General features: G+C 51.2%; 10 protein-coding genes and 4 pseudogenes. 7 read left to right on the forward strand and 7 right to left on the reverse strand.

The annotated features are described in order from the left end of the window. Positions 1-74: hypothetical protein (locus MKR05_RS26390; RefSeq protein WP_032414367.1), on the forward strand; the 74-nt coding region annotated here is incomplete at its 5' end. Between the two features lie 53 nt (positions 75-127). Here MKR05_RS26390 and MKR05_RS26395 read toward each other — a convergent pair. Further along, positions 128-759, reverse strand: a pseudogene (locus tag MKR05_RS26395) (transposase); the annotation flags it as partial. 394 nt (positions 760-1,153) lie between these two features. Between MKR05_RS26395 and MKR05_RS26400 the strand changes: the two are divergent. Then, entirely contained in the window at positions 1,154-1,810 is a 657-nt protein-coding gene (locus MKR05_RS26400; RefSeq protein ID WP_001516695.1) for a quinolone resistance pentapeptide repeat protein QnrS1, read from the forward strand. A 318-nt stretch (positions 1,811-2,128) separates the two neighbouring features. Here the strand turns inward: MKR05_RS26400 and MKR05_RS26405 are convergent, their stop codons facing one another. Beyond that, positions 2,129-2,743: a recombinase family protein gene (locus MKR05_RS26405; protein ID WP_014839983.1), complete on the reverse strand. Its 615-nt coding sequence runs from the start codon at positions 2,741-2,743 to the stop codon at positions 2,129-2,131. Between the two features lie 161 nt (positions 2,744-2,904). Between MKR05_RS26405 and MKR05_RS26410 the strand changes: the two are divergent. From MKR05_RS26410 to MKR05_RS26425, 4 genes and pseudogenes are all read left to right on the forward strand, one after another. Continuing rightward, a pseudogene (locus MKR05_RS26410) lies at positions 2,905-3,087 on the forward strand (DUF4158 domain-containing protein); the annotation flags it as partial. Positions 3,088-3,177: 90 nt separating this feature from the next. Further along, a complete protein-coding gene (locus tag MKR05_RS26415) occupies positions 3,178-3,768 on the forward strand; it encodes a plasmid pRiA4b ORF-3 family protein (protein ID WP_012477564.1) in 591 nt (196 codons plus the stop codon). Between the two features lie 136 nt (positions 3,769-3,904). Next, positions 3,905-4,477: a recombinase family protein gene (locus tag MKR05_RS26420; protein ID WP_001493762.1), complete on the forward strand. Its 573-nt coding sequence runs from the start codon at positions 3,905-3,907 to the stop codon at positions 4,475-4,477. 36 nt (positions 4,478-4,513) lie between these two features. Next, positions 4,514-5,905 carry an ISKra4-like element ISKpn19 family transposase gene (locus tag MKR05_RS26425; protein ID WP_014839878.1) on the forward strand — a complete coding sequence of 464 codons (1,392 nt, stop codon included), beginning with the start codon at positions 4,514-4,516 and terminating at the stop codon, positions 5,903-5,905. Positions 5,906-6,050: 145 nt separating this feature from the next. Here MKR05_RS26425 and MKR05_RS26430 read toward each other — a convergent pair whose 3' ends face one another. Genes MKR05_RS26430 through sul2 form a run of 3 tightly spaced genes read right to left on the reverse strand, consistent with a single transcriptional unit; the run spans position 6,051 to position 8,566 of the window. Then, positions 6,051-6,887 carry an aminoglycoside O-phosphotransferase APH(6)-Id gene (locus tag MKR05_RS26430; protein ID WP_000480972.1) on the reverse strand — a complete coding sequence of 279 codons (837 nt, stop codon included), beginning with the start codon at positions 6,885-6,887 and terminating at the stop codon, positions 6,051-6,053. Next, the gene (aph(3'')-Ib, locus tag MKR05_RS26435; protein WP_001082320.1) at positions 6,887-7,690 is read right to left on the reverse strand and encodes an aminoglycoside O-phosphotransferase APH(3'')-Ib; all 804 of its coding nucleotides are present in this window, start codon (positions 7,688-7,690) and stop codon (positions 6,887-6,889) included. The genes MKR05_RS26430 and aph(3'')-Ib overlap by 1 nt, the downstream gene beginning before the upstream one ends. 60 nt (positions 7,691-7,750) lie before the next feature. Further along, the gene (sul2, locus tag MKR05_RS26440) at positions 7,751-8,566 is read right to left on the reverse strand and encodes a sulfonamide-resistant dihydropteroate synthase Sul2 (protein WP_001043260.1); all 816 of its coding nucleotides are present in this window, start codon (positions 8,564-8,566) and stop codon (positions 7,751-7,753) included. A 329-nt stretch (positions 8,567-8,895) separates the two neighbouring features. Between sul2 and MKR05_RS26445 the strand changes: the two are divergent. Next, a pseudogene (locus MKR05_RS26445) lies at positions 8,896-9,000 on the forward strand (Arm DNA-binding domain-containing protein); the annotation flags it as partial. A gap of 253 nt (positions 9,001-9,253) precedes the next feature. Here the strand turns inward: MKR05_RS26445 and MKR05_RS26450 are convergent. Both MKR05_RS26450 and MKR05_RS26455 read right to left on the reverse strand, forming a co-directional pair. Continuing rightward, positions 9,254-10,009, reverse strand: a pseudogene (locus MKR05_RS26450) (IS110-like element IS5075 family transposase); the annotation flags it as partial. Between the two features lie 52 nt (positions 10,010-10,061). Next, the coding region (locus MKR05_RS26455) for a hypothetical protein (protein ID WP_032414367.1) at positions 10,062-10,135 on the reverse strand (74 nt) is incomplete at its 5' end.

Raw genomic sequence — 10,135 nt, forward strand, 5'->3', positions numbered from 1 at the left:
GCCAGGCCTCAGCATTTTATTATGGTGATCCCCTGGGCGAAATGCGCCTGGTAAGCAGAGTTTTTGAAATGTAAGGCCTTTGAATAAGACAAAAGGCTGCCTCATCGCTAACTTTGCAACAGTGCCGAAGCAGATTATGCGTTCTCATAATGCGATACACCCGCTTTGCATTAACCACAGGCAGGCCGTCCCGCTCCGACTCCCGTCGCAGCAGCGCCCACACACGGCGATAACCATACGTCGGCAGGTCAGCCACCGCCATGTTTATCCGGGACAATACGGTGGTATCGTCAGAACGGGGCTGCCGTCTGCGATCCTGTCAGTCAGATGGCCGGTGAACCCGAATGCTCAACTGCGCACGCGACACGCCAAGACTTCTGCAAACGTCGCTTATTCGTCGTTCCCAGGCAACGAGGGCGCATGCGCAATCCATTTTTTTGCCCGGCCGAACTCCACGGCCTCTTTGAGTATCTCGGCTTCCATCGTCTTTTTGCCCAGAAGGCGCTGGAGTTCGCGAATTTGCTTATTGGCGGCAGCGAGTTCGGAGGCCGGCACCACTTCCTCGCCCGATGCAACAGCCGTCAGTGAACCGTCTTAATATTGCTTGCGCCATTTGAATATCTGGTTTGCATTGATGCCATGCAGGCGCGCGACATGAGACACGGTCATACCGGGCTCCATAGTCTGCTGAATAATGGCAATTTTTTCCTGCGGTGTACGACGCCGACGCCGCTCAGGTCCTGATAACACTCCAACCATCTTATCGTTCTGACTGGTATTAAACATAGTTCCAAGACTACCTCTTATTTTAAGAGAGTCGAAGTGTCTGGTGATCTATGGGGCCAGTCTAGCCCTCTTCCAAGTGTAGGGAGATATAGTCAAAGTTTGCTTCTCCGCCGATGAGTCCGCCCTGCGTCGGATAGTCCGATTTTTTACCGGCGAAGCACGGCTCTCCTAACCCTATCTAAAGCGAATAACTTTTTTCAACAGGGCCGCGTGCCAATGCAAGAGCGATAGGCGCTCTACGCGCCAATTTGACCACTTAAAACAGGTAAATTGAGGGGTTGTAATGTGTTGATGTAACAGGCTTTTATTTTAATGTCTTGGCATATGTATAATGGTAGTCTAGCCCTCCTTTCAACAAGGAGTACTCATGGAAACCTACAATCATACATATCGGCACCACAACTTTTCACATAAAGACTTAAGTGATCTCACCTTCACCGCTTGCACATTCATTCGCAGCGACTTTCGACGTGCTAACTTGCGTGATACGACATTCGTCAACTGCAAGTTCATTGAACAGGGTGATATCGAAGGCTGCCACTTTGATGTCGCAGATCTTCGTGATGCAAGTTTCCAACAATGCCAACTTGCGATGGCAAACTTCAGTAATGCCAATTGCTACGGTATAGAGTTCCGTGCGTGTGATTTAAAAGGTGCCAACTTTTCCCGAACAAACTTTGCCCATCAAGTGAGTAATCGTATGTACTTTTGCTCAGCATTTATTTCTGGATGTAATCTTTCCTATGCCAATATGGAGAGGGTTTGTTTAGAAAAATGTGAGTTGTTTGAAAATCGCTGGATAGGAACGAACCTAGCGGGTGCATCACTGAAAGAGTCAGACTTAAGTCGAGGTGTTTTTTCCGAAGATGTCTGGGGGCAATTTAGCCTACAGGGTGCCAATTTATGCCACGCCGAACTCGACGGTTTAGATCCCCGCAAAGTCGATACATCAGGTATCAAAATTGCAGCCTGGCAGCAAGAACTGATTCTCGAAGCACTGGGTATTGTTGTTTATCCTGACTAATTGCTTTGATGTGTGATTTTAAACGCTCAAATTTATAAAACGAATAATATTGTCAACCTTGCAATAATAGACATAGGGACAACCATGTATAAATTTTTACCCTCAGGCGTCTTCACAATAGAGCCATATAGCAGTGGGTCACTTAGTGGGCTTAATTTTTCCATTAAAGATAATATTAATATTGCTCAGTATAAAACATCATATGGTAGCCCATCTTGGCAAGTAAACATAAGGCTGCCATTTATAAGGCACTGTTGCAAAAATGTGGAGGTGATAGGGGTACTACGCCGGAACCCCAGATTTTTCCGTCCGTTCAAATTATCCACGGTTGAACAGCTTGATCCCGTCCGCCCGCAGTTGACCAACAGGGGAAATATGCCTGTACAAAGTTTGCCGGGTTATCCCAAGTTCCTGGCATAGCGTACTGACCTTTGTTTCTGATTGTCCCATTGATGCCATTGCCAGTCGCAGTTTGACTGGCGTCATTTTATAAGGTCGGCCGCCGTTCCGCCCACGGGCTCTTGCTGATGCCAGACCTGCAGTCGTTCTTTCAGCAATCAGTTCGCGCTCAAACTCCGCCAGTGCGGCAAAGATACCGAAGACAAGCTTGCCAGCGGCCGTTGTTGTGTCGATAGTCGCCCCGTGACCGGTCAGCACTTTCAGACCGGTCCCCCTCGCGGTCAGGTCGTGCACTGTATTAATGAGATGACGAAGATCACGACCGAGGCGGTCCAGCTTCCATACGACCAGCGTGTCTCCGGGTCGTAGTGCTTTCAGACAGGCTGTAAGTCCAGGACGCTCTTCTCGTTTGCCCGATGCCCGGTCCTCATAAAAATGTGCGGCATCAACACCTGCGGCGATCAGTGCATCACGTTGTAAATCATTCGTCTGCGAACCATCCGCTTTTGACATCCGAATATATCCGATGAACATATTTCCTCTGTCACATATACGTTCGATTATGTGACATTCTGATTTGGGTACCATAATCTGTCAACGGTAGTCACATTACCCGTAATTTAAATTATGACACGTAAAGGTTCTATGTTAATGATAATGTGACAAGCGCGTTTAAATAGGCATAAGGATCAGAGATGCCTACTAAAAATAAGCTCCTCAGTATTCTTTCGGACGCCGAGCAGGAAGCGCTCTATGGTCTACCTGATTTCGATGATGCACAGCGGCTGGAGTTTCTGGCGCTGAATGAATATGAACTGGCGCTGGCCTGCAGTCGCCGGGGGCTTCACGCTCAAATTTATTGCATCATCCAGATCGGAGAGCATGAAAAACCTCGGGGCAGCCATCGAATGATGCCATCTACAGGGGTTAAAATAACCACCATCATTTCATAACAATACCTGCTGACTATGAAGATCTACGTCATCAAAATAGCAGTTCATGGAGTCAGTCCGATGGTCTGGCGTCGGCTGAGAATTGCTGCCGACACGTCACTGGCCGCGCTTCACTTCATTTTCCAGATAGTGCAGGGCTGGGGGGACGACCATCTCCATCAATTTCACATTTATGGCAAAGATTACGGTATCTCCTACGAAGGAGGCATCGGTTTTGTCGATAATCCGTTCCGGGTCGTGATTGATGATTTTGCTTTTGATGCTGGCGATCGCTTTACCTATGAATACAATTTCTTTGAGCACTGGCTTCATGACATTCGTGTTGAGGCCATTTATGAAAACTCTACGCTGAAAGCGCCGTTTTGTATAAGCGGCCATGGTATGCCCGGAGCCACAGCTGCGGATGAGTTCGATAAAACCCTGGCGTTTCTTGAAGCTATCGTTAATGCGGATGATGAAACAACGGTCGGCGAGATCCGCCCTTTTGCTGACGACCTGGATGCTGTCAGGTTCAACCGCCACAAAATCAACCGGCAACTGAGCAGGCTCGACCTTGCATCTCCGGTACTGGAGCCTGAAGTTATCTGGCTGGGCCGTCGTCGCTGACTGATGTCTATAAAGGTATACGTTTTCAGCATGCCTCTCAGATCCCCGAAAAAATGTCTATAAACCTCCCTAAATCAGTGTTTATGGATTATTCTTTAAATCTCTATGATGTTTAAAGACCTTCCGGAGGTTTTGCGTGCAATATGCCTACATCAGGGTAAGCTCGGCCGATCAGAATACGGCCCGTCAGGAAGAGGCATTGTCAAAGGCGGGTTTTCAGCCTGATAAAATTTGTGTTGAGCATGCCAGCGCGAAGGACACAAACCGCCCGGGGTTACAGGAACTCCTGGGGCAATTACGCCCTGGTGATACGCTTCTGGTTCATTCCATCGATCGCCTTTGCCGGAATATGTCGGATATGTGCGCTGTCACCACCCGGCTTCGTGACCAGGGCGTTACCCTTATTTTTCTGAAAGAGCAGCTGACGTTCAGCGCCGGCACAAACAATCCGATGCAGGAACTGCAGCTGCACATGATGTCGGCATTCAGCCAGTTTGAACGAGCCTTACTGAAGGAAAGGCAGGCCGACGGCATCGCCGCGAAAAAAGCACGGGGTGAAAAAACAGGGCGCCCCGGCGCCGATATCAAAAAGATCCAGGAAATTGACGCACTCAGAAGCAGAGGGGTCAGGCTCAGGATCGCCTGCGACCATGCGGGCCTTGGCGTTTCCACATATTATAAGCTTCGTCACCAGATGAACAACCAGTAGCCGGGAGATAGTCATCCACCACAGCAGGAGGCAATGATGCAACTGACGCTCCAGATAGTCATCACCGATGAATCAGGCTCCAGTCGAACGGAGGAACTGATGACAATCCAGAAATCAGGGGAGACCCGGAACGACATCGGATTATCGGTGTCAGAATCCAAGCTGTTGCTGAATACGGTCCAGCAGTCGGTGGTCCAGCTGCAGGCAGACGAATATACTCAACACCATATCCGGTGCCCTCACTGCCTTGCTGCGCGCAGAATCAAAGGCAAACAGAAAATACGGTACCGGACGCTGTTTGGCGTTATTCCGGTATCCGGGCTTCGGGTGTACCGGTGCCGTTGTGAAGAGAGTGATACAAAGACAGTCAGTTTGCTCAGCGACTGGGCCGGCGATTATTCTCACCCGGCACTGAAATATATTGAAACCCGCTGGGCCTCGATGATCTCCTATGAAATGACGACTCGTCTGCTGAAAGATATTCTGCCGGTGGGCCACAGCCTGAATGCCTCAACGGTGAGGAATCATTTATGCCAGGTGGCGCAGCGTCTTGACGCTGAGGCTGAAGCTCATTCAGGTTTTCTTTCCGGCTGCCCCCGCGACTGGGGGAACCTGCCCAGGCCAGGAAAACCGCTTGTGGTGGGTATAGATGGTGGTTATGTTCGCGATCGGGATGACAAAAAGCGTAATTTTGAAATTATTGCCGGGAAGTCTTTTTCCGTTGGTGCGCCTGCTGACACCCGCCGCTTCGGTTTTGTTCAGAAGGATGACTGTCATCCGGAACGCAGGCTCATGACCCACCTTTCAGCGCAGGGAATGCAGGCCAACCAGCAGATATTTTTTCTGTCCGACGGCGCGGATAATCTCAGGGACCTCCAGTTCGGTATGTACCCTGAGTCAACGCATGTGCTGGACTGGTTTCATATCACCATGAGGCTGACGGTGCTCATGCAATATGCCCGGGGACTGCTGGTATCAGATCCAGAGGCGGGGAGTAAAGTTCTGGCACTGCTGGAAAGCATTAAACGATATCTCTGGCATGGCAATGTTGTCGCTGCGCTGGAACATATTGATAATTGCGTTATGTATTGCGATGACCCTGAACTCAGCTATCCTAGCCTGAAATCCCTGCAAAAACATCTGGATGAAATGTATACCTACATCCGGAATAATAAGATGATGATCCCAAACTACGGCGAAATGCGTCGGTACGGAGAGCCGGTATCAACCGCGTTTGTGGAATCCACGATCAATGAAGTGATCGCCAGACGAATGGCCAAAAAGCAGCAGATGCAGTGGAGCAGAAAAGGGGCTCATTATTTGTTACAGACCCGGACCGCCGTTTTGAATAACGAACTGCAGGATAAATTTGTCTGCTGGTATCCGGGTTTTCAAAGTGACGGGAAGGGACCAGCGATGGCAGCATAGCTCACGCTGCCCCAATATTTTTTATGCTCTCTCCTGTTTGGGGTCGTTTGCGGGAAGGGGCGGAATCCTACGCTAAGGCTTTGGCCAGCGATATTCTCCGGTGAGATTGATGTGTTCCCAGGGGATAGGAGAAGTCGCTTGATATCTAGTATGACGTCTGTCGCACCTGCTTGATCGCGGCCGCGATAGCTAGATCGCGTTGCTCCTCTTCTCCATCCGCGTTCCAAGCTGCGGAAAGGCACCCATAAGCGTACGCCTGGTCGAGCAGGCGACGCGGATCGACGTCCAGCGCACGAGAGAATGCGTCCGCCATCTGTGCAATGCGTCTAGGATCGAGACAAAGGTCGTCTCTGTCAGCCGGATCGTAGAACATATTGGCGGCGCCAAAGCCCACTTCACCGACCAGACCGACGGGATCTATCACCAGCCAGCCGCGACTGGAGAACATGATGTTTTCATGATGCAGATCGCCATGTAGCCCACGCAGTTCCGAGGCATTGCTCATCATTTGATCGGCTATAATCGCCGCGTGGACGTAGTCAGTTTGACAACCTGCGTTTTGATCATCGCGCGCCCGCTGAAACAAAGCTGCAAAGCGATCCCGGATCGGGAGAAGGGCAGAAGGCAGGGGTTCCTCAGATGCGGCATACAGCTTCGCCATTAGTTCCGCTGCAATTTCGGTCGCCTGGTAGTCGCCGTGCTCGGCAACGATGTGAGAGAGCATTCGCTCCCCGGCATATTCGAGCAACATCAGATTGTTCTCACGACCGAGCAACCGGACTGCTCCCCTCCCATTGCGCCATACCAGATAGTCGGCCCCGCGCAGTTCATCAGCAATGTCTTTTATAGGTTTCAATCCCTTGACGATTGCAGGAGTCCCGTCTGGCAATGAAACTTTCCAAACGAGGCTGGAAAAGGTGTCCGCAATGAGAACAGGTTGCGAAACGTGCCAATGAGCAGGAAAAACAGGCGGCATGAACATCAACCCCAAGTCAGAGGGTCCAATCGCAGATAGAAGGCAAGGCGTTCGCGGTCGGGGGCTTCGATCCCCAATACATTGAATAGGACAGCGAAGGCGCGCTCTGCTTCATCTGGCGCTGCCCAGTTCTCTTCGGCGTTAGCAATCATGAGTGCCAAATCGGCATAGCGATCTGCTGTTCCGAGCCGCCCAAGGTCGATCAGACCCGTGCATTGAAGAGTTTTAGGGTCCACCATGAAGTTCGGCATGCAGGGATCACCATGGCAAACAACCATATCGGTGCGCTCTTGGTCGAGCCGCACCGGTAGCTCTCGTTCGACACGAGCCAAAAGATCGAGCTGCGGCGTACTCTTGTCCTCGTCCGGTAAGAAGTCGGGATTGACGGCATTGCGGGACACCACATCAACGGCGCGTCCGAACATTCGCGACAGCCTGCGCTCAAACGGACATTGATCAACCGATAGGCTGTGAACAGCGCCAAGTTGCTGCCCCATTGACGGCCACGCTTTGAGCAAATCCGCTCCAGACAGATCAGCCGCCGGTACTCCCGGAATTGCCGTTATCACCAAGCATGCACCCTCCTGTTCCTCCTGCCAGTTGATGACCTCGGGGCAAGCCACACCTCGACCTTTGAGCCAAATGAGGCGGTCACGCTCTCCAGCGAGCTCACCGCGGCGGGAAGCAGGTGCGATTTTCGCGAAGGCATGCCCGTCACCACGTCGAAAAACAAAATCACCAGATTCTCCGCCTCTGACAGGCAACCAGTCAGAATGCGATTTACCAAAAAAAATATTAGTTCGATTCAATGGAGGTTCCTTCAGTTTTCTGATGAAGCGCGAATATAGAGAAATATCCCGAATGTGCAGTTAACGAATTCTTGCGGTTTCTTTCAGCGCCGCCAATACCGCCAGCCCGTCGCGCAAGGGGCGCGGCTCGTGTGTGCGGATGAAGTCAGCTCCACCTGCGGCGGCGGCAAGCTCTGCAGCGAGTGTCGCGGCCCCGACATCCCCCGGACCACGGCCTGTGAGCGCGCGCAGAAAGGATTTGCGCGAAACAGACAGAAGCACCGGCAAATCGAAGCGCAGCCGCAATTCATCGAACCGCGCCAGCACCGAGAGCGAGGTTTCGGGAGCAGCCCCCAGAAAAAACCCCATGCCGGGATCAAGGACAAGGCGGTTGCGTTTGATACCGGCACCCGTCAGCGCCGCGATGCGCGCGTCAAAGAACGCCGCAATGTGATCCATGATGTCGCCAGCGGGTGCCTCGCGCCGATCTGCCTGCCCGTCTTGCACCGAATGCATAACGACGAGTTTGGCAGATGATTTCGCCAATTGCGGATAGAACGCAGCGTCTGGAAAACCGCGAATATCATTGAGATAGGCCACACCACGCGACAAGGCATAGGCTTGCGTCGCGGGTTGATAACTGTCGAGCGAGACGGGAATGCCATCTGCCTTGAGCGCGTCCAGCACCGGCGCGATACGCGCGATTTCTGTGTCGGACGAAACAGGCGCGGCGTCGGGATTGCTGGATGCCGGACCGAGGTCGATCACATCTGCCCCCTCGGCCATCAGCTTACGCGCCTGCGCAATGGCTGCGTCTGGCGCCAGATACCGGCCTCCATCGGAGAAACTGTCCGAGGTTATGTTGACGATGCCGAAAATGATGAGCGATTTATTCATGGGGGCTTCTATAATAATAATAATCGAGCATGAGTCTCATACGGATGCTCGGGTCGAAAGGGAATCCCCAGGCGAGTAACCTGTTTGCGGTGCTCCATTAGCTGCAGGAGCAGAATAGCATACATCTGGAAGCAAAGCCAGGAAAGCGGCCTATGGAGCTGTGCGGCAGCGCTCAGTAGGCAATTTTTCAAAATATTGTTAAGCCTTTTCTGAGCATGGTATTTTTCATGGTATTACCAATTAGCAGGAAAATAAGCCATTGAATATAAAAGATAAAAATGTCTTGTTTACAATAGAGTGGGTATCGGAGACGAAGAAGGACAAGGTACATGCTGACCGATACCAAGCTGCGCAATCTCAAGCCCAGGGACAAACTCTACAAAGTGAATGACCGGGAAGGTCTCTATGTGGGGGTCGCCTCAGAAAACGGAATCTATGGTCACTCCCGTTTTTGCAACACCGATTTTGACGACAAGTTGGCTTGCTTGAATCTATCCGGCGTCTGAATGGGATTTTATTCCCGCGCCTCGATGAGTTCCGCGCCTGATGAACCTCCAGAAAATATACGGCTTCAATGAGCCTTTCCGTTTTACAGGTTCCTCAACAGGCCGGTGGGCCGTTAGTATCATCAATATCAGTATTCGCAAAACCAGATGAATGATTGTTTAAACTGGTGTATTTCTGCCTTTATGCTTCGTAAGTTTGCTGTCGCGCCGTCAGTGCCCAGGCTATTCTGGCCAGCTTGTTTGCCAGAGCACAGGTGACGACAAAGTTGCTTTTCCGACACAACAACTCCCTGACCCAGTCGGCCAACTTGCCAGACTGGTGTTCCAGTTTTTGTATGAATACCCTGGCACACTGAACCAACAAAGTTCGGATCTTTTTGTTGCCCCGCTTGCTAATCCCTAACAATGTCGTCCGACCTCCCGTGCTGTACTGTCGGGGTACCAGCCCTGTTGCCGCCGCAAAGTCACGGCTGCTGGCGTACTGCTTCCCGTCGCCAATCTCAGTTGAAATAGTACTGGCAGTCAGCGTTCCAACGCAGGGAATACTCAGCAAGCGCTGTCCAACCTCATCTTCGTCCAACTTTCGTTTCAACTGAGATTCCAGATCTTTAATCTGCTCAACAAGATAGTGATAATGCTGTTGTAATTTCAGCAGTAACTGGCTGAGATAAAGAGGCAAACTACTGTCCTCAAGAAGGGTACTCAGTCGACTAATAACGGCAGCACCTCGCGGAACGCTGATACCAAATTCCAGCAGAAAAGCATGCATCTGATTAGTTGTTTTCACCTTATCCTGAACCAGGGATTCACGGACACGATGCAGAGCTCGCATTGCCTGCTGAGATTCGGTTCTGGGCTGCACGAAACGCATAGATGGACGTGATGCTGCTTCACAGATAGCTTCAGCATCAACGAAGTCATTTTTGTTGCTTTTAACGGCACTGTTGCAAAGTTAGCGATGAGGCAGCCTTTTGTCTTATTCAAAGGCCTTACATTTCAAAAACTCTGCTTACCAGGCGCATTTCGCCCAGGGGATCACCATAATAAAATGCTGAGGCCTGGC

Origin of the sequence: Klebsiella sp. K5-204, assembly GCF_030128585.1 — a bacterium.
Classification (GTDB): domain Bacteria; phylum Pseudomonadota; class Gammaproteobacteria; order Enterobacterales; family Enterobacteriaceae; genus Klebsiella; species Klebsiella quasipneumoniae.

What these genes read in the sequence shown, in the direction of transcription:
- MKR05_RS26400 (WP_001516695.1), top strand. Translation starts at nt 1,154, where the DNA reads ATGGAAACCTACAATCATACATATCGGCACCACAACTTTTCACATAAA.
- MKR05_RS26405 (WP_014839983.1), bottom strand. Translation starts at nt 2,743, where the DNA reads ATGTTCATCGGATATATTCGGATGTCAAAAGCGGATGGTTCGCAGACG.
- MKR05_RS26415 (WP_012477564.1), top strand. Translation starts at nt 3,178, where the DNA reads ATGAAGATCTACGTCATCAAAATAGCAGTTCATGGAGTCAGTCCGATG.
- MKR05_RS26425 (WP_014839878.1), top strand. Translation starts at nt 4,514, where the DNA reads ATGCAACTGACGCTCCAGATAGTCATCACCGATGAATCAGGCTCCAGT.
- MKR05_RS26430 (WP_000480972.1), bottom strand. Translation starts at nt 6,887, where the DNA reads ATGTTCATGCCGCCTGTTTTTCCTGCTCATTGGCACGTTTCGCAACCT.
- sul2 (WP_001043260.1), bottom strand. Translation starts at nt 8,566, where the DNA reads ATGAATAAATCGCTCATCATTTTCGGCATCGTCAACATAACCTCGGAC.